Annotated in this window: 14 protein-coding genes; 9 read left to right on the top strand and 5 right to left on the bottom strand. The window is 72.4% G+C overall.

Annotated elements, in window-relative coordinates:
• Positions 1–22: 22 nt before the first annotated feature.
• The gene (locus P8A20_RS02885) at positions 23–1,327 is read left to right on the top strand and encodes a Cpe/LpqF family protein (protein WP_147961796.1); all 1,305 of its coding nucleotides are present in this window, start codon (positions 23–25) and stop codon (positions 1,325–1,327) included.
• A complete protein-coding gene (locus P8A20_RS02880) occupies positions 1,324–2,304 on the top strand; it encodes an EamA family transporter (protein WP_147961795.1) in 981 nt (326 codons plus the stop codon). Before P8A20_RS02885 ends, P8A20_RS02880 begins: the two co-directional genes overlap by 4 nt.
• On the opposite strand, the gene P8A20_RS02875 is transcribed toward P8A20_RS02880, so the two are convergent.
• The 4 genes from P8A20_RS02875 to P8A20_RS02860 are packed head-to-tail and all read right to left on the bottom strand — an operon-like array spanning position 2,256 to position 7,448.
• Positions 2,256–3,287: a GNAT family N-acetyltransferase gene (locus P8A20_RS02875; protein WP_147961794.1), complete on the bottom strand. Its 1,032-nt coding sequence runs from the start codon at positions 3,285–3,287 to the stop codon at positions 2,256–2,258. The genes P8A20_RS02880 and P8A20_RS02875 overlap by 49 nt on opposite strands.
• Complete coding sequence (locus tag P8A20_RS02870; protein WP_147961793.1) at positions 3,284–4,987, bottom strand: ABC transporter substrate-binding protein; 1,704 nt, start codon at positions 4,985–4,987, stop codon at positions 3,284–3,286. Before P8A20_RS02870 ends, P8A20_RS02875 begins: the two co-directional genes overlap by 4 nt.
• Positions 4,987–6,162: a GNAT family N-acetyltransferase gene (locus tag P8A20_RS02865; protein WP_147961792.1), complete on the bottom strand. Its 1,176-nt coding sequence runs from the start codon at positions 6,160–6,162 to the stop codon at positions 4,987–4,989. The genes P8A20_RS02870 and P8A20_RS02865 overlap by 1 nt, the downstream gene beginning before the upstream one ends.
• Positions 6,159–7,448 (bottom strand): ATP-grasp domain-containing protein, encoded by a 1,290-nt coding sequence (locus P8A20_RS02860; protein WP_147961791.1) that lies wholly within the window; start codon positions 7,446–7,448, stop codon positions 6,159–6,161. Before P8A20_RS02860 ends, P8A20_RS02865 begins: the two co-directional genes overlap by 4 nt.
• A 483-nt stretch (positions 7,449–7,931) precedes the next feature.
• On the opposite strand from P8A20_RS02860, the gene P8A20_RS02855 reads away from it, so the two are divergent.
• The 6 genes from P8A20_RS02855 to P8A20_RS02830 all read left to right on the top strand — a co-directional run bounded on the left by P8A20_RS02855 (position 7,932) and on the right by P8A20_RS02830 (position 15,451).
• A complete protein-coding gene (locus P8A20_RS02855; protein WP_306102786.1) occupies positions 7,932–9,551 on the top strand; it encodes a bifunctional phosphatase PAP2/diacylglycerol kinase family protein in 1,620 nt (539 codons plus the stop codon).
• Between the two features lies 1 nt (position 9,552).
• Positions 9,553–10,506 carry a YihY/virulence factor BrkB family protein gene (locus P8A20_RS02850; RefSeq protein WP_147961789.1) on the top strand — a complete coding sequence of 318 codons (954 nt, stop codon included), beginning with the start codon at positions 9,553–9,555 and terminating at the stop codon, positions 10,504–10,506.
• Positions 10,507–11,283, top strand: a complete 777-nt coding sequence (locus P8A20_RS02845) for a phosphatase PAP2 family protein (protein WP_147961788.1) — start codon at positions 10,507–10,509, stop codon at positions 11,281–11,283. It begins immediately after the preceding gene.
• 39 nt (positions 11,284–11,322) lie between these two features.
• Positions 11,323–11,949, top strand: coding sequence for an alpha-ketoglutarate-dependent dioxygenase AlkB (locus P8A20_RS02840; RefSeq protein WP_147961787.1), 627 nt, complete (start codon positions 11,323–11,325; stop codon positions 11,947–11,949).
• A 122-nt stretch (positions 11,950–12,071) separates the two neighbouring features.
• The gene (locus P8A20_RS02835) at positions 12,072–13,382 is read left to right on the top strand and encodes an ATP-grasp domain-containing protein (protein ID WP_147961786.1); all 1,311 of its coding nucleotides are present in this window, start codon (positions 12,072–12,074) and stop codon (positions 13,380–13,382) included.
• Positions 13,383–13,420: 38 nt separating this feature from the next.
• On the top strand, positions 13,421–15,451 hold the full coding sequence (locus P8A20_RS02830) for a CocE/NonD family hydrolase (protein WP_306102785.1): 2,031 nt from the start codon (positions 13,421–13,423) through the stop codon (positions 15,449–15,451).
• A gap of 166 nt (positions 15,452–15,617) precedes the next feature.
• Here P8A20_RS02830 and P8A20_RS02825 read toward each other — a convergent pair whose 3' ends face one another.
• Positions 15,618–16,673 carry a YncE family protein gene (locus P8A20_RS02825; protein WP_306102784.1) on the bottom strand — a complete coding sequence of 352 codons (1,056 nt, stop codon included), beginning with the start codon at positions 16,671–16,673 and terminating at the stop codon, positions 15,618–15,620.
• Between the two features lie 257 nt (positions 16,674–16,930).
• Here P8A20_RS02825 and fes point away from each other — a divergent pair, with 257 nt between their 5' ends.
• On the top strand, positions 16,931–18,205 hold the full coding sequence (fes, locus tag P8A20_RS02820) for an enterochelin esterase (RefSeq protein WP_306102783.1): 1,275 nt from the start codon (positions 16,931–16,933) through the stop codon (positions 18,203–18,205).
• The last annotated feature ends 22 nt before the right edge of the window (positions 18,206–18,227 follow it).

The raw sequence follows: 18,227 nt of genomic DNA, 5'->3' as shown, positions 1-18,227 counted from the left end.
CAACGGCCGTCGAGGAGCGATGATGATCGATCTGCCCGGTTCCGACGCCTCCGCCCGCCCCGGTGCGCGGGCCGCGCTCGACGGTGACGACAGCCCGCTCGGGCGCCGTACCCGCTGGGCGGTGGACCTGCTCACCGCCCCCGAGGCGCCCCGGGACGACGACCTGTCCGACCACTTCGTCCCCGTGTTCCTCGCCCGGCACCCGCAGGGCTTCGCCGTGACGCTCGAACAGTGGCGCGGCCTGGGGCCGTTCACCGTCACCGAGTACCAGCCGGTGGCCCACAAGTCGTGGGTGACCCTCGAAGGCTCGTCCGGGGCCCGCTCCACCCTGTCGCTGACGCTCGACTCCACCGGGCTGATCCGTGTCCTGCACCTGGGGCCGGAGGTGGTCACCCCCGCCGTACACGGATGGGAGGACCTGGCGGCGGCCCTGGAGCAGCCGGGGGTGACCTGGTCGGCGCTGGTGACCCGCGAGGAGGGCGGGAGTACCGGGACGCTGTACGCCAAGGACGCGGACAGGCCCATGCCCAACGGCTCCTCGTACAAGCTGTACCTCATGCGGGCCCTGGCGGACGCGGTCGCCTCCGGCGCCGTCCGGTGGGACGACGAGGTGACGGTGACACCGGCACTGCGCAGCCTGCCCACCGGAGACATGCAGGAACTGCCGGACGGCACACGGGTCGCGGTGCGCGAGACGGCGTACAAGATGATCGCGATGAGTGACAACACCGCCGCCGACCTCATCCAGGACCTCCTCGGCCGGGACGCCGTCGAACGGGCCGTCGAGGAGGGCGGGCACAGTGACCCCGCCCTGCTGCGGCCGTTCCTGTCGAGCCACGAGGTCTTCGAGATCGGCTGGGGCGCTCCCGGACTGCGGGCCGAGTGGGGTGCCGCGGACGAGGACGGCCGCAGACGCCTGCTGGAGCGGATCGCCGGCCCCATGAGCGTACGGGGCTCCGACCTCGGAGCGACCGTGCACCAGCAGGGGCTGGACTGGCACATGAGCGCCTGGGACGTCGCACGGGTGCTGAGCGCGCTGGCCGAGGACGGGAGACGGGACACGAGCGGGGCCGTCGAGGACATCCTGACGGCGTACCCGGGGGTCCCGGTCGACCCGGCCCGCTGGCCCCGCGTCGTGTTCAAGGGCGGCTCCTGCCCCGGTGTCATGATGTTCTGCTGGCTGCTGGAGGACCCCGACGGCGTCCGCTTCACGGTGGTGCTGCAACAGCGCGCGGACGACCAGAAGCTCATCGGAGACGGGCAGTTCCTCCGGGGCATGGGCGGCCGTGTCATCGAGTCCGGCCTGCTCTCCGGCACCTCCCGGTGACCGCCCGGGACCGGTCGCTGGCGGTGCTGGTGGCCGTGCTGTGGGGACTGAACTTCCTCGCGGTGCGGGTCGGCCTCGACCACTTCCCGCCGTTCTTCCTGGCGGCGCTGCGCTACCTGGTGCTGGCGGTGCCGGTGGTCCTGTTCGTGCCTCGCCCGGGGGTGCCGCTGCGCTGGCTGCTCGGATACGGACTCGGCTTCGGCGTGGCCCAGTTCGGGCTGCTGTTCCTCGCCATCGAGCAGGGCATGCCGTCCGGTCTGGCGTCCGTCGTGGTGCAGGCGTCGGCGCCCTTCACGGTGCTGCTGGGCGCCCTGCTGCTGCGCGAGCGCGTGACCGGACGGCAGCTGGCGGGCATCGCGCTGGCGGTGCTGGGCATGGTGGTCATCGCGGTGGACCGCTCGCGCACGGCGCCGCTGCTGCCTCTGGTGCTGACCGTGCTGGCCGCGCTCGGCTGGGCGGTGGGCAACCTGGCCAGCCGGCAGGCGAAGCCGGAGTATCCGCTGCGCTTCGCCCTGTGGATGGCGGTGATCCCGCCGCTGCCGCTGCTGGCGCTGTCCGCGGTGATGGAGGGGCCGGCCACGGGATGGCGGGCGCTGGGGTCCGCATTCGGCCCCGACGGCTGGCCGGGCCTCGTCGCACTGGTCTACATCGCGGTGCTGGGAAGCGTCGTCGGCTCCGGGATCTGGACGGCGCTGCTCAAACGCTACCCGGCCGGGGTGGTCGCGCCGTTCTCGATGCTGGTGCCGGTGGTCGGCCTGGCCGGCGCCTGGCTGGCGCTGGACGAACGGCCCACCGGATGGGCGGTGGCGGGCGGAGCCGTCGTCGTCGCCGGGGTGCTGCTCGGCACGGGCTGGCTGCCCCGCTTCCTGCGTGAACGCACGACCGCTCCCCGTGTCCCCGAAGGGGGCGGGGAGCGGCCGACGGGCACTCAGACGGCGGGGGCGACCGGCGCCTCCCAGGAGACCAAGCGCTCCTGAGGCACGAAGCCCATCGCCTGGTTGAGGGCGATCATCGGACGGTTGCTGTCCGCGTTCGCCGTCTCGATCAGCCGCACGCGAGGCTCGTACTCACGGACATGAGCGAGGTTCGCGAGCTTCAGCACGAGACCCAGGCCATGACCGCGGTGCGCCGAGGCCACCACGGTCATGCCCTGGAGGAGGTGCTCCGGGTTGCCGGTGGTCTTGGACGCACTGGTGAATCCGGCGAGTTCGCCGGTCGCCTCGTGGACCGCGCCCACGTGGTAGGCGCGCCGTCCCCGGCCGACCCGCATCCGCTCGTACCGCCGCACATGGCTGGCGCGGACCGCTTCGGGCCCCTCGCCCCAGGTCTCCGGCAGGCTCTCGCCGAGCGACTGGCCGAGTTCGGAGACCGCGATCGCGAGCTCGTCCGGGGTGACCGTCCCCCACCTCCGGAGCCGGTAGCCGGCCGGGACCTCGGGGACGCCGCCGGCCGAGGGGTCGTGACGGTCCAGGTCGAGCCACTGGTGGACGCCCTCGGGGCCGTCGGACACGGTGGCGCCCAGCGCGGCCCCGAACGCGGCGGGACCCTCGTGCCGTGCGGGCCCCCCGGGCAGTGCCTGGACCACGTCCGCGACCAGGAGGGTGCGGCCGTGCTCTGCGGCCAGGGAGCGGGCCCGCCGGAACAAGGCGGTCCCTATGCCCTGACGGCGCTCCTTCGGCGCGGTCAGCAACTGGTCGACCACGGCGACCGGCGCCCCGTCGGGCAACACCAGCCGGAGCGCGCCGACCGCCTGCCCGTCCAGGAAGGCGACCTCCCCGGCCAGCGAGGTGTCCGGCGGTGCGAAGCGCACCGAACCGGTCAGGTCCGCCGCGCAGTGAGGCGCGGCGGACAGGGGCACGTCCTCGGCGCTCTCCGTGGTCAGCCGGAGCCAGGCGTCCACCGTGGGTACGTCGTCGGCTTCCAGCGGGACGAAGCGGAGGTCCGCTGCTGTGTCGTTCATTCGGTGTCGCTCTCCCGGTCGGTGCGGGTGTCGGTGACGCCCATGGCCTGGATGTCGTACAGGCCGAAGGCGGGGTGGACGAAGACGTCGGTGGCGCGGGGGCCCCGGTAGTGCAGGGTCTTGTCGTGGACCAGCGGCAGGATCACCGCATGGTCCATGACCCGCCGCTCCACCTCGCGCCACAGTTCCGTGCGCGCGGCGGGGTCGGCGGTGTGCAGCCCGGTGTCGATCAGCTCGTTGACCTTCGGGTCGTCGAGCTCGGCGATGTTCCAGTTGCCGCCGCCGGGACGGATCAGCCGGCCGTCCACCAGAGGTGCGAGGAAGCCGTACTCGGTGGGGAAGTCGGCCCCCCAGTCGGTCACGATCATGCCGAGACCGTGCTTGCGGATCGTCTCCGGCGAGCCGGCGCCCTGGCTGAAGTACGTCGCCACGTCGAGTTCCTTGACGGTCAGCCGGATTCCGACACGGGCGACGGACTCCACCACCGCGTCCGCGACCAGCCGGAACTTGCCGCGCTGGGTCCCGATTACGGCGTCGAAACCGTCGGGCAGCCCCGCGGCGCGGAGTTCGGCGCGGGCCGCGTCGAGGTCGCCGCGCAGATCGGGACCGGCCGGATATCGGTCCAGCGCCTGATGGGACGGGAGCCCCGGCGGGAAGAGAGCCGTCGTCAGGTCGCCCCCGGTGACCGGGCCGCCCCGGGCCTCCTGGAGCAGGATCCTGTCGGCCGCGTAGTGCACGGCCCGCCGCACGTGCACGTTGTCGAAGGGCGGGATGTGCGGCTGGAGCGAGACGAAGTGCAGGAAGCTCGTCTTCGGGTTGTCGGTGCGCGAGCGCAGGACGGGATCGCCGGCCAGACGGTTCTGGGCGGCGTGCTGGAGACCACGCCCCTCGAGGTTGATGTCGAACTCCCCGGCCGTCAGGCGCTCGTCCATCTCGTCCGGGTCGAAGCCGATGGCGACGTCCACCCGGTCGGGGAGAGCCGGCCGCACGGGGTCGGTGGCCCGGTCCCAGTGGGGGTTGCGTTCCAGCAGGAGCCTGCTGCCCGGCCGGTGCTCGGCGATCCGGTAGGGCCCGGTGCAGCGCGGGTCCTCGCCGTAACGCGCCCCGGTGTCGGCGTGCCGTGGCACGGGGGAGACGCAGGGCTGGGCCATCAGGTGGTCGAAGTCGGAGAACGGGGACCGCAGCCGGAACACGACCGTGCGCTCGTCGGGCGTCAGCACGGAGGGAAGGCCCCCGGCCCCGTCCCGGTAGGGCCCGGCGTACGGGTGGTCCGGGTCGTCCAGGAGCGGCACCAGATAGGTCGGCCCGCCCGGGAGAACGTCCTGCGCGAAGATCCGCTGCACCGCGTACCGTACGTCGGCCGAGGTCACCGGGGTGCCGTCGTCGAAGAGGACGCCCTCGCGGAGCCGGTAGGTCCAGGTCCGGTTGCCGTCGCTCGCCACCCCCGGCCCCTCGGCGAGGTCCGGCACGGGCACCAGGCCGGCCGGGCCCGGGTCGGTGGGGTACGCCATCAGCGTGCGGTTGAGGAGGCGTTGGAGCAGCCAGACCCAGACGTAGTAGGTCCGTGCGGGGTCGAGGGAGTCGACATCGGCCGAGGAGACCAGCCGCAGGGTCCCCCCGCGCCGGCCGGAGGGGGCGACCCTCGCCCCGACGGCGGCGTTCCAGCCGGCGCCCTCCCGGAGATTCGTGGCGTCGCTCATCACGTGGTCGTCTCCCGGTCGTCGGCGGGCGCGCCCCCGGCGCCCTCGGTGCGGTGTACCGGCAGCAGGTAGGAGCGCTGCTCGCTGGCCTGGCAGCCACGGGCCAGCTTCGCCTTGACGCTGCCGATCCCGGCGTGCAGGACGGTGGCGCCCTCCTTCGCCGCGGCGTCCAGCACCTGGTAGTACAGGACGTCGTAGTAGAGCGGCAGCTTGCCCTGGGCCTCGTAGTCGAACCCCGCCCGGTGGCCGTACCACTGCTCCTCGCCCCGGGCCCGGGAGCGCAGCACCATCCCGAAGCCGATGATGCTGCCGCGCTGCCGGGCCACGGACACCAGGACGTCGTCGCCCATGATCTCGGCGATCCGCCCGATCATCCGGGCGGAGCCCTCGTCGCTGGCCGGATTGCCGTACTTGCGAAGGAGATTGGCGTCGAGCTGTCCGAGGCGGGGGCAGAGCGCCTGGGTCAGCGGCTCGACGTTCACCTCGACGCCCGCCTCCGTGAGCGCCCTGCGTTCCAGGCGCACCCGGCGGCGCCGATGGGCGCTCATCTCCTCGACGAACTGCTCGAAGCCACCGGACGGTATGTCCAGCCAGGCGTAGTGGTCGGAGGGATGGTGGCGGTAGCCACGGCTCTCCAGCAGGCCCGTCAGCGAGGTGTCCCGCACGTCGACGTGCGGGAAGCAGACGGTCGCCGCCCCCCGCTCCGCCGCCATCGCCTCCGCACTGTCCAGCAGCGCGGAGAGGTCGTCCGCGGTGGCGTCGGGAGAGGCGAGCGTCCTGGTGCGCCCCAGATGCCGCCCTCCGCACACCAGGGAGGGCAGCAGCCGGTCCGGATCGCCCCCGGCGACGTCCCGCAGCACACCGGCCGCCTCCGGGACCTCCTGTTCGAGCGCGCGTCTCAGCATGGCGTCCGGCCTGGCGAGCAGCCACGCGACGGACGTGTCGGCCCACGCCGTCACCAGCCCGGCGACCGGAGTGCCGCCCCGTTCACGCAGCAGGAAGTCCATGGCCGTACCCGAGTTGACCTCCTGCACGGCCAGCCACCGTGGGGTCTGGAAGAAGTCCTCCGCCCCGAGCAGCGAGTTCCAGCCCGCCGCCTCCAGCCCGGCCGCCTCCGGTACCGCCCGTACGACGTCCGGGCCCTGGGCGTCCGGGCCCTCGGTATACGGGCTCACCGGAGGTCTTCCTCGACGACGAAGTCCAGCAGCGCGGCCGCCTTGTCCGCGAGCTCCTGCGCGGCGACCCGGTCCGGGCCGTTGCAGTAGGTGAAGCCGACACAGGAGGAGTTGTCCATGCGCTGCAGCAGATGGTCGCCCTTCTCCACGTGCAGCAGCACCTGGACGTTCTCCACCGCCGCCGCGGCCTCCAGACCGTCGACGTGCGAGAGGGTCCCGCGCCGGGTGGGGTAGATCATGCGGACCGCGGCGCCGCCGCGGTGCACGACCGGATCGATCGGCGGAGTGACGCCGATGGTGAGCAGCCAGGCGTCCAGGATCGGGCTGCGGCCGGTCACGTCGGTCACCAGCATCGTCATGCAGCTCGACGGGGTACGGGGGTTGGCCTCGATGATCCGCCAGCCGGACTCGGTGCGGCGGACCTCGGTGTGGCAGGGGCCGTGCCGGTAACCGATCATCTCCAGCGTCGTGCGGACCACGTGGTACAGCTCGTCGCGCTCCTCGTCGGCGAGCGGCACGGGGAAGGTGTGCCCGCACTCGATGTAGGCGGGGTCGCCGAAGAGGTCCTTGGAGGTGACGCCGAAGACGTGGGTGTGCCCGTCCACGGTCATCGTCTCGACGCTGACCTCCTCGCCCTCGACGTACTGCTCCAGCAGGACGTCACCGCTGCGCGGCTGGCCCCGCAGGCTGTGCCGCACGGCGGACAGTTCCTCCCACGCCTCGACGAGCCCGGCCATGTCGTCGACCCGGCGCACCCCGTAACTGATCGCCTCCGCCGGGGGCTTGGCGATCATCGGGAACCCGAGCCGGCGGGCCGCCTCCTCGAGCTGGCCACGGTGCCCGACCAGCACATGAGGTATGTTGAACGGTTCGTCGCCGAGAGCGATCCGCAGGTGGTCCTTGATGTTGGCGGTGCGTACGGCGTCCGGGTCGGGACCGGGCAGGCCCAGCCGGCGGGCGGCCCGCGCCGCGAGCTCGGTGTGGTAGTCGGAGAAGGAGGTGAGGCCGTCGACCAGGGGGGCGCCGTCCTCACCGGTGACGACGGCCAGCACCGCTTCCAGGTCGGTGGTGTCGACGTCGATCACCCGGTCCACGATGGCCAGCGGGTGGGTGTCCCAGTCGTGTCCGTGGGTGTACCAGGACCGGTCACCCGTCAGCAGCCACACCTCCAGGCCGTGCTCCTGAGCCTGTCGCAGCCCCAGGACGAAGGGGTGGTTCTGCATGTGCTCGACGATCGCGATCCGTTTTCCGGCGAACTGTGCGTAATCGGCCAGAGGTGTTGTCATCGGACGCCTCCCGTGTGGGTGATGTGCAATCGACCGGTTCCGGATTCTCGGGGTTCAGTTGAACCGCCACCGGGCCGGCTGTGCCATGTATCGGGCGGCAGGACGCATAGGCGGCGGGCGAGGTGCATAGGAGGCTCCGGCCGTGCCGGGGCCCGGGGTGACGGGCCGGAACCGGTGACCGGCCACGGGGGCCGCGGCCGGGACGGATCAGCGGACCGCACGGTGCGCGGCGGAGACACGGGCCCCTGTCAGGTCTGGAGCGGCGCGAAGGGGGAAGACGGCGGAACGCCGGGACGAGCCCCGGCCCCCTCGTGGCCCGAGGGGACACACAGCAGCGACGGGAACGCCATGCCGACCGACATACCGGAAAGACCCGCAGCCCTCGCCGAGGGGCGATCGCGGCCGGTGCCGTCCCCGGCCGGGACGGAGCGCCCGCACGGCCTCGTGGAACACCCGCCCCGTTCCGCGGGGACGGCCGGGGGCATGAGCCGGGCCGTCGGAGTCATCGCCTCGGCGGCGGTCTGCCAGGCCGCCCTGATCGTGGGGCTCGGGCTCCTGATCACCGGGCCCGCGGCCCGGGTGTGGCCGTTCACGTCCGAGGACGAGGTCACCGACGCGCTGGAACGGGCCCGCACGGGAACCCTCGACACGGTCTCCCTCGTCGTGTCCGAGGCGGGCAACACCACCACGGTCGTCGTCGGCACCCTTCTCACCTGCCTCCTCCTGCTGCTGGTCCCCAGGCTTCCCCGGTGGCGTGACGCGCTCTTCCTCTCCGTCGCCGTCTCGCTCCAGTCCCTGGTCTTCCTGCTCGTCACCGAGGCGGTGGACCGCACCCGGCCGGACGTCGAACGTCTCGACGCCTCGCCCCCCACCTCCAGCTACACCTCCGGACACACCGGTGCGGCGACCGCTCTCTACGCCGGCCTCGCGGTGCTGGTCCTGCACCGGGTCAGGGGGCCGTGGCGCAGGCCCGTCGCGGTGCTGCTGTTCCTCGTGCCCCTCCTGGTGGGCATCGCCAGGGCGTACCGGGGGATGCACCATCCGACGGACGTCGCGGGCGGACTGCTGAACGGCGGGCTGTCCCTGCTGGTCGTCGGCCGCGCCCTGCTGGCCGGACCGCACGTGCCGGCCGCCGCGCCCGCGGCCGGCACGCCGGCTCCCGCTCTCCCCGTACGCACGGCGCCCGGCCGCACCGCCGTGGTCTACAACCCCACCGTCACCGACGAGTCGGCCCGCGCGGGGCTGAGGCGGGTCCTGGAGGAACACGGCCGTCACGGAGCCGACTTCGTGCCGACCACGGCCGACGACCCCGGGGAGGGCCAGACGGCGCGCGCGGTGCGCGAAGGGGCGTCGCTCGTCGTGGTCTGCGGAGGCGACGGGACGATCCGCGCCGCCGCCGAGGCGCTGGCCGGCACGGGCATCCCGCTCGCGGTGGTGCCCTGCGGCACCGGAAACCTCCTCGCGCGCAACCTGGGCCTGCCCGTGAAACCCGCGGAGGCTCTGTCCGGGGCCCTCGGCGGCACCCCGCGCCGCATCGACCTCGGGCGGGTCGAGGGCGACGGAATGAAGGCCGCGCACTTCACGGTGATGTCCGGGGCCGGACTCGACGCCGCGATGCTGGAGAGCACGAGCGACCGCGCCAAGGCGGTCCTCGGCTGGCCCGCCTACGTCATGGCCGGCCTGCGGGAGCTGCGCGCACCCCGGATGCGCCTGACGGTGGGCATCGACGGGGCACGGCCCCTGCGGCGTACCGCCCGGATGGTGCTCGTCGCCAACACCGGCAAGGTGCAGGGCGGTGCCGCGCTGGTCCCCGCGGCCCGCCCCGACGACGGCCTGCTCGACCTGATGATCCTCGATCCGCGCGGACCGGCCGGCTGGCTGAGCGCCGTGGCGTCCGTGGTGCGCCCACGGCCGACCGGGGAGAACGGTCACGCCGGCACCCACCGCTCCGTGGAGTACTTCACCTTCCGCCGCGCCGAGGTCCGCTTCGAGACGCCGCAGCAGCGGGAGTTGGACGGTGACCCCGTGTCCCCGGGCCGGCGCCTCGTCGCAGAGGTCAGGCCCGGCGCGCTGACCGTACTCGTGCCCGCGGGAGGAAAGTGACATGGGCACCGCCACAAGGGTCCCGCAGACCCGTGACATGGTCGGCAGCGAACTCTCCGGTGACGAGGCACTGGCCACCCTGCGCCGGTACGGCCGCTGGCCGCTGCTGCGCGACTCCTTCGTCCGCTTCCGCTACGCCGACGGCTTCAGCCACTCCCGGGCACTGGCCCTGCAGACCGTGCTCGCCGTCGTACCGCTGGTCATCGCCTTCGTCGGGCTGTCGACGGCCCTGCACACCGAGGACCTCGGCAGGGTGGCGGAACTGACGATCCACCGGATCACGGCGGGGCCGAGCGCCGAGGTGGTCGACGACGCCCTCGACCGCAGCCGGCGGAGGGCCGACGACGGGGCCCAGCTCGCCCTCTGGTTCGGGCTGGTCTTCTCCCTGACCAACACCACGACGGCGATGTGCCAGGTGGAGCGCGGGGCCAACCGCATCTACGGGGTCGAGCGCGACCGGGTCTTCCACCGCAAGTACCTGCGGGGGCTGGTGATGTCGCTGACCGCCGGCATCCCCCTCGGTATCGGCTTCGTCGCGATGGTGGCCGGAGGCGACCTGGTGGCCGCCGTGGTCGAGGTGTACGACCTCGGTGCCGGCGCCCGGTCCGCCTGGGACACGCTGCGCTGGCCCGCGGGCGTGCTGCTCGTCATCCTGTCGGCGAGCGCCGTCTTCCGCCGCTCCCCGCGCCGCCGGCAGCCGGGCTACACCTGGCTCGCCTTCGGCGCCGCCGTGTACCTGGTGCTCTGGACCACGCTGACCTGGCTGCTCAGCCTCTATCTCGAGGTGAGCGGTTCGTTCGACACCGTGTACGGACCGCTCACGGCCTTCATGTCCCTGCTGCTCTGGGCCTACCTGACCTCCATCGCACTCTTCCTCGGCCTCTCCTTCGCCGCCCAGCTGGAGGCGGTACGGGCCAGGCGGCCCGGCCCCGTACTACCCGACCCAGGAGCCTGAATGCCCGCACGACCCGCTGCCCCGGCCCTGCGACGCCGGGACGCCGACCGCAGATTCGGCATCCGGCTGTTCGGATCCGCGGCCGTCGCCGCGGTCGCCGCAGTCCTCTTCGGCCTGGTCCTCGTCCTGGTGGAGAGCGGATGGCATCCGCTGCGGCGCCTGGACGCGGGCGCCGCCCGGTGGCTGAACCGGACCGCTCTGGACCATCCTGCGTGGACCGGCACCCTGCGCTTCCTCTCCGACGTGGTCTGGGACCCGGTGACCCTGCGCGCGGCGGTCGCCGTGCTCACCCTGTGGCTGGTGTACCGCCGTGCCTGGCGTCTCGCCGCATGGTCGGCCGTCACGGCCGTGGCCGGCGGGCTGATCGGGCTGCTGGCGAAGACCGTGGTCGAACGGGCGAGGCCGGTCCTTCCGGATCCCGTCGCACACGCCCCCGGCTTCTCCTTCCCCTCCGGTCACGCGATGGCGGCCACGACCTCCTTCGCGATCCTGCTGCTCGTCCTCCTTCCGGTGGTGCGGCGCGGCCTGCGCCCCCTGCTCTGGGCCGTGGCGGTCGTATCGGTGCTGGGCGTGGGGTTCACCCGTGTCGCGCTCGGCGTCCACTGGTTCAGCGACGTGGCCGGCGGCTGGACGCTCGGGCTGGCCGTGGTGGCGCTGACCGGCTGGTCCTTCGAGGCGTGGCGTGCGGACGCCGGCCTGGGCCGCGCCGATGTGGCCGAGGGCCTGGAGCCGGAGCTGAGCGGCGACGATCCCGAGTCGACCGGTCCGCACCCCTGAAGGGAACGCTTGTTCGAATGTCCGGGTAGACTTGTCTCCATGTCCGTTCATCTCCAGGGTTCGCTGTTCGACCAGGCAGACCGCCCGCACCTCGGCCGTCTCACCGGGCTGCGCAGGACGGTCCTCGGCGACGGGGCGTGGATCGACCTGCTCCCTGGGTGGCTGGGCGGAGCCGACGAGCTCTTCTCCGAACTCGTGGAAGAGGTGCCCTGGCGGGCCGAACGGCGCCAGATGTACGACCGCACGGTCGACGTCCCCCGGCTGCTCGCCTTCTACCGCGCCGACGACGGCCTGCCCAGCCCCGTACTCGACGAGGCACGCGACGCGCTGTCCGGCCACTACGGGGACGAACTGGGCGAGCCGTTCACCACGGCGGGGCTCTGCTACTACCGCGACGGGCGCGACAGCGTCGCCTGGCACGGCGACCTGACCGGCCGCGGTTCGCACCAGGACACGATGGTCGCGATCCTCTCCCTCGGCGCCCCCCGTGATCTGCTCCTGCGCCCGTGCCGCGGCGGGCCGACCGTGCGCCGGCCGCTCGGCCACGGCGACCTGATCGTCATGGGCGGCTCGTGCCAGCGCACCTGGCAGCACGCCGTGCCCAAGACCGCCCAGGCCAGGGGACCGAGGATCAGCGTCCAGTACCGCCCACGCGGAGTGCGCTGACGCGGAGGACGGAGGCGGTCCCGGACGCCGCTGTCCGGGACGGCCCGCATGCCGGGCCCCGGTGAGGGCACGCGCTGTGGAGTGCAGGAGCACATCCCCACTCCACCGAAGGGACACCGCCCGTGCCGCAGCGCAAGAACGTATTCGTCGTCGGCCTCGACGACGCCAACCTCCCGACCCTCGAAGCGGTCCCCGACTCGGACTCCTACCGGTTCCACCGCCTCCTCGGCATCGAGGAGTTGCAGGAGGGCGAGGTGTCCGTGCCCGGTCTGATGGACCGGGCCCGAGCCGTTCTCGACGCGCACGACGGCAGCATCGACGCGATCGTCGGGTACTGGGACTTCCCGGTGAGCACCCTCGTCCCGATGCTCGGCGAGGAGTACGGCGTGCGGACCACCAGCCTCGAATCCGTCGTCAAGTGCGAGCACAAGTACTGGAGCCGCCTCGAACAGCGGAAGGTCATCGACGAGTACCCGCGCTTCGGCCGGGTGGACCTGGACGCGGACGATCCGAAGCCCCCCGAGGGCGTGGGCTTCCCCATGTGGCTCAAACCGGCCCTCGCCTACTCGTCCGAGCTGGCTTTCGGAGTCTCGGACATGACGGAGTTCCGCGCCGCCGTCGAAGAGATCAAGGCAGGCATCGGCCGTGTCGGAAGGCCCTTCGACTCCGTGCTCGGCCTGCTGGAACTCCCGCCCGAGATGGAGGGCGTGGGCGGCCAGGTGTGTCTGGCCGAGGAGGCCATGACCGGGATACAGGTGGCCGTCGAGGGATACGTCCACCAGGGCAGGGCGACCGTCTACGGCGTGCTGGACTCGATCAACTACCCCGCCTCCCCGTGCTTCCTGCGCCACCAGTACCCGAGCAGCCTCCCGGCGCCCGTGATCCGCAAGCTCCACGACGTCAGCGAACGGACCATGCAGCAGATCGGCATGGAATCGGCCACCTTCAGCATCGAGTACTTCTACGACCCCAGGACGCAGGACATCTGCCTCCTGGAGATCAACCCCCGGCACTCCCAGTCCCACGCCGAACTCTTCGACTACGTCGACGGCGCGCCCAACCACCACCGCATGCTCAGCCTCGCGCTCGGTCGCGACCCCGCGCTGAGCGGGGGCAAGGGGCCCTACGCCGTCGCCGCCAAGTGGTACTTCCGCTGGTTCGGCGACGGGAAGGTGCACGAGGTGCCCACCCCGGAGCGGATCGCCGCGATCGAACGCGAGATACCCGGGGTCCGCATCGACGTCGTACCCGAGGAGGGCCAGAAGCTCTCCACGGTCTCCCAGCAGGACAGCTACAGCTACGAAGTGGCGCACATCTTCACCGGAGGCGACGACGAGGAGGACCTGCGCCGCAAGTTCGACCGGTGCGTGGCCGCCCTCGGACTCACCTTCGACGAGACCGAACCGGGAGGCCACGGCACCACGACCCGGTGAGCCGTCAGCACCCGCACGACGAAAGGAGGTCGCACAGGATGCGCTACGTCGACCAGCTGCCCTGCGCGGTCCAGGAAGAGAAGCACGTCACGATCCCCATGGAGGACGGGGTCAAGCTCTCCGCGCGGATCTGGCGGCCCACCGCCTCGGACGCGGAACCCGTCCCCGCGGTCCTGGAGTACATCCCGTACCGCAAGAACGACCTCACCTCCACCCGCGACGCCATCCAGCACCCCTACGTGGCCGGGTACGGATACGCCTGCGTGCGCGTCGACCTGCGGGGGACGGGGGAGTCCGAGGGCGTGCTGCTGGACGAATACCTGGAACAGGAGCAGCGCGACGCGGAAGCGGTGCTGGCCTGGATCGCGGAGCAGCCCTGGTGCGACGGGAACACAGGGATGACAGGCATCTCCTGGGGCGCCTTCGCCGCGCTCCAGACCGCCGCACGCAGGCCGCCGAGCCTGCGCGCCATCTGCATCGCGTCGTTCACCGACGACCGGTACGCCGACGACATGCACTACCTCGGCGGCGCGATGCTCTCGGACAACCTCGCCGAGGCCGGAACCATGTTCGCGTACGCCACGTGCCCGCCCGATCCCGCGGTGGTCGGTGAACGCTGGCGGGAGATGTGGAGCGAACGCCTCGACGCGGCACGTCCCTGGGTCCTGGAGTGGCTGCGCCACCAGCACCGGGACGACTACTGGCGCCACGCCAGCCTGAGCGAGGACTACTCGGCCCTGCGCTGCCCCGTACTCGCCTCCAGCGGCTGGGCGGACGGCTACTCCAACGCCGTGACCCGCCTGCTGAGCCGGGTCGACGTGCCGCGCAAGGGACTGATCGGCCCCTGGTCGCACAAGCTCCCGCACCTCGGTGAGCCCGGGCCCGCCATCGGATACCTCCAGGAGGTCGTGCGCTGGTGGGACCACTGGCTCAAGGGCGTCGACAACGGCGTCATGGACGGCCCCATGCTGCGGACCTGGATGCAGGAGAGCGTCCCGCCGTCCACCTCCTACGAGGAACGGCCCGGCCGCTGGGTCGGAGAACCGTCCTGGCCCTCGCCGAACGTCGGCGAGACCGTTCTCCCGCTGCGCGACGGCGCCCTCGGGGAGCCGGACGGCGACGAGGACCGTGAGGACCGGGTCCACACGGTCCGGTCGCCGCTGTCCGTCGGCCAGTTCGCCGGCAAGTGGGCTTCGTACAACGCCCCGCCGGACCTGCCCTACGACCAGCGCGAGGAGGACGGCGGCTCGCTCGTCTTCCAGACCGAGCCGCTCGACACCCGTGTCGAGATCCTCGGCGCCCCCGTCGTCGTCGCGGAGGTCTCCGCGGACGCCCCGGTCGCGCAGCTGAACGTCAGGCTGTCCGACGTCGCGCCGGACGGGCGCTCGACGCGGGTGACCTACGGGGTGCTCAACCTGACCCACCGCGACAGGCAGGAGACACCCGAGGCGCTGGAACCCGGCAGGCGCTACCGGGTGCGCGTACCGCTGCACAGCGTCGCCCAGGCGTTCCCGCCCGGGCACCGCATCAGGCTCTCGCTGTCCACCTCGTACTGGCCCCTGGTGTGGCCGGCGCCGGGGCCTGTGCTGCTCAGCGTGTACGAGAAGGGCAGCAGCCTCACCCTGCCCGTCCGCCCCGACGACGTACCGGAGGACAAGGCACTGCCTCCCTTCGGCGAGCCCGAGGGCTGCGCGCCGCCGGCCGTCACACGGCTCAGCGAGCCCGAACAGGCCTGGACCGTCTCCAGGGACCTGGTCCACTACCGGTCGGTCCTCGACATCGTGAAGGACCGCGGCCTCCAGCGGCACGAGGACAACGGCATCGAGACAGGGCTGAGGGCGTGCGAGCAGTACAGCTGGGTCGGCGAGGACTTCGGGTCGGTGCGGGGCGAGTCGGCGTGGGAGATGCGCTTCCGACGCCCCGACTGGGACGTCCGGGTGGAGACGCGCACGGTGCTCACGTCGGACAGTGACGTCTTCCGCGTGGACGCGACGCTCGACGGCTACGAGGACGGGCGCAGGGTCTTCTCGCGCACCTGGAACGAGGAGGTCCCCAGGAAGGACGTGTGACGCTCCTTCCGCCCGTCCCGGCCTGGCGGAACGGGCGGAAGACATCCGGGTGTCCGGCTCACCGCTTCCCGCGGTGGGCCGGACACCCGGATGCCGAGGTGGGGGATACGGAGCGGCGGCCCGGTCGCGCGTGTGGGGGAGGGCCGCCGCCGGCGGGCGGTCCGGGTCAGCGGGTGACGCGGAAGCTGTGGATCTGGTCGGCGCCGTCGAGGCCGGCCCCGGACTTGTCGACCACGTAGGCGGTGCCCTTGACGACGGTGACGTGGTTGGGGTTGGCGCCGGTGGTCACCGTCCGGACGACGGCCCCCTTGCGCGGGTCGACGACCGTCGCCGTGGCGGCCGTGCGGTTGACGACCACGACGTTGCCCGTGCGGTCGTCGGCGGCGACGGACAGGGCGCCCGCGTCCGTCGCGACGGACTTGGTGACGAGACCCTTCCTGAGGTCGATCACCGAGAGGCCGCCACCGGTCTGGTCGGCGGTGTAGGCGGTCCTGCCGTTCCTGGAGAGTGCGATCGAGATCGGGCCGTCACCGGCGGGGATGAGGCGCGGGGTGACGGACTTCGAGGTGACCTCGATGACCTGGTCACCGTTGAGGTCCGCCGCGTAGGCGGTGCCGGTCCGCTCGTCGACGACCAGACCGGTGGGGCCGGCTTCGTCGACCGTGACGCGCCGCTTCTCCTCGAAGGTCTTCGAGTCGAAGGCCACGAGCGAGCCGTCTCCGAAGGCGGTCGTCCACACCGTGTCGTGACGCTCGTCCACGACGATCTCGCGGGCGTGGGCGACGTTCGGCAGGGTGGCGAGGTGCTTGCCGGTGCGCTGGCTGTACACGGCGACGGTGTTGTTGCGGGTGTTCGTCGTCCAGACCGTGTCGTGCTCGTCGTCCACGGCCACACCGTAGACGGCTTCCAGCGCACCCGTGGCGGCGTCGGTGACCGGCGGGGTGACGGTCTGCTTCACCTTCAGGGTCTTCGGGTCCACCTTCAGCAGGCTGGAGGAGACGACCGGCGGGCGGCCCACGGCGGAGGTGGTCCACAGGACCTTGTTCCGCTCGGAGTACGAGGACTGGTACAGGCCCTTCACGAGCGGTGCGGCCGTGACCGTGCCGGCCGTGCCGTGCGCGGTGGCGGTGCCCGTCAGCGCGGCGGTGCTGCCCGCGGTGATCACGAGGGCGATGGCGGCGCGGGTGACGGTGCGACGGCTTCTGCGGGGGGACGAGGTCATGCTGGGGTTCAACTCCCTGACAGGGGCTTCAGTAGGAACTGCAACACTCGTAACTTAGCTTAGGCTTACCTAAGTAATGGGATCGTGGGTGTGTGAGGTGGACAACAGCCGCCCTGCGGGCAGGCCGTTTCCGGCCGTCGGTTCCGCGCGGGGTGTCCGCCCGTGTGCCGGCGAACGGCGACCGGGGTGGCACTGGTGTTCACCGCGAAAGATAAGGTGACCCTAAGTTGTCTGCCTCGTTGTTCGGAGCTCCTCTCGTGATCACGTCAGTGCCGCCGCAGGACACCCCGCGCCGGCCCCCGCGGACCGTGCGCCCGGATGAGGTGCCACGCATCGGGACACCGGCCCGCCGCCTCCCGGCACCGGGGGAGACGGAGGAGTTCTGGGCTTCCGTACGCGAGGGCGGCACCCCGCTCGTCTCACCTGACCCGCTGGGCAGCGCCGACCACCGCGCGGTGACCTTCCTGTGGCGCGGCACCACCGCCACCCGCGCCGTACAGGTGCTCCCCAACAAGATCGGTGACCCCCGCGCGCCCGAGGGCAACCTGATGGAGCGTCTGCCCGGCACCGACCTGTGGCACTGGTCGCTCCGCCTGCGGTACGACTGGCGCGGCACCTACGACTTCCACGTGGACGAGGGGGACGGCCCCGAGCCCGGTACCGACGGCTACTGGCAGTGGCTGCGTACCCGGCGCCACCACGACCCGCTCAACAGCCGTACCCTGCCCCGCCGCTGGACCGGTGGCCCGGTGTCCTACGCGGAGCTCCCCGCGGCGCCCGGTGGGCACGACTGGCAGCCGAGGCCGGACGCCTCCCGAGGCCGGGTGGCCGCCCACGAGGTGCCCACACGCGAGCTGGCAGGCGGCACCCGCCGCGTATGGATGTACGAACCACCCCCGGAGACGGGGCACTCGGCGGACCTGCCCGTGCTCGTCCTTCTCGACGGCGAGCACTGGCAGCCGCGCCTGGGCCTGGCGCACCTGCTGGACAACCTGATCGCCGACGGCCGGGTCCCGCCGCTCGTCGCCCTGCTGCCGGAGTCCGTGGACGCCGACACCCGATGGTCCGAGCTGACCTGCCGCCCCGAGTTCGTCGCCTTCCTCACCGGCGAACTGCTGCCCTGGGCCGCGTCCCGGCTCCCCGTCACGGACGACCCGGCCCGCACGGTGGTCGCCGGACAGAGCCTGGGCGGCCTCTCGGCCGCGCACGCCGCGTTGTCCGCGCCCGGCCGCTTCGGCGGTGTCCTCGCGCAGTCCGGTTCCTTCTGGTGGCCCGACGGGCCACGGGCGCAGTGGCTCACCGACCGTATCGAGGCGTCCCCGCGCCTGCCGGTCCGCTTCTGGCTGTCCTTCGGCGAACAGGAGTGGGTCGCCCTGCCCGCCGCCCGGCGCCTGCGCGAGGTCCTGGCCGCGGCGGGCTACGACGACGCCTCCTACCGCGAGTTCAACGGCGGCCACGACTACCTCTGCTGGCGCACCGAACTGGCGGACGGTCTCGTCGACCTGCTGGGCCCGGCCGTCCCCGCGCCGTAGGGCGGGGACGGCCCCACGCCCC

This window comes from Streptomyces sp. Alt3 (assembly GCF_030719215.1).
GTDB classification, from domain to species: Bacteria; Actinomycetota; Actinomycetes; order Streptomycetales; family Streptomycetaceae; genus Streptomyces; species Streptomyces glycanivorans.
The sequence above is the reverse complement of the archived record's forward strand: the minus strand, read 5'-3'. Positions and strand labels throughout refer to the sequence as shown.

What these genes read in the sequence shown, in the direction of transcription:
- P8A20_RS02850 (WP_147961789.1), top strand. Translation starts at nt 9,553, where the DNA reads ATGGGCACCGCCACAAGGGTCCCGCAGACCCGTGACATGGTCGGCAGC.
- P8A20_RS02885 (WP_147961796.1), top strand. Translation starts at nt 23, where the DNA reads ATGATCGATCTGCCCGGTTCCGACGCCTCCGCCCGCCCCGGTGCGCGG.
- P8A20_RS02875 (WP_147961794.1), bottom strand. Translation starts at nt 3,287, where the DNA reads ATGAACGACACAGCAGCGGACCTCCGCTTCGTCCCGCTGGAAGCCGAC.
- P8A20_RS02855 (WP_306102786.1), top strand. Translation starts at nt 7,932, where the DNA reads ATGAGCCGGGCCGTCGGAGTCATCGCCTCGGCGGCGGTCTGCCAGGCC.
- P8A20_RS02860 (WP_147961791.1), bottom strand. Translation starts at nt 7,448, where the DNA reads ATGACAACACCTCTGGCCGATTACGCACAGTTCGCCGGAAAACGGATC.
- P8A20_RS02845 (WP_147961788.1), top strand. Translation starts at nt 10,507, where the DNA reads ATGCCCGCACGACCCGCTGCCCCGGCCCTGCGACGCCGGGACGCCGAC.
- P8A20_RS02840 (WP_147961787.1), top strand. Translation starts at nt 11,323, where the DNA reads ATGTCCGTTCATCTCCAGGGTTCGCTGTTCGACCAGGCAGACCGCCCG.
- P8A20_RS02825 (WP_306102784.1), bottom strand. Translation starts at nt 16,673, where the DNA reads ATGACCTCGTCCCCCCGCAGAAGCCGTCGCACCGTCACCCGCGCCGCC.
- P8A20_RS02870 (WP_147961793.1), bottom strand. Translation starts at nt 4,987, where the DNA reads ATGAGCGACGCCACGAATCTCCGGGAGGGCGCCGGCTGGAACGCCGCC.
- P8A20_RS02830 (WP_306102785.1), top strand. Translation starts at nt 13,421, where the DNA reads ATGCGCTACGTCGACCAGCTGCCCTGCGCGGTCCAGGAAGAGAAGCAC.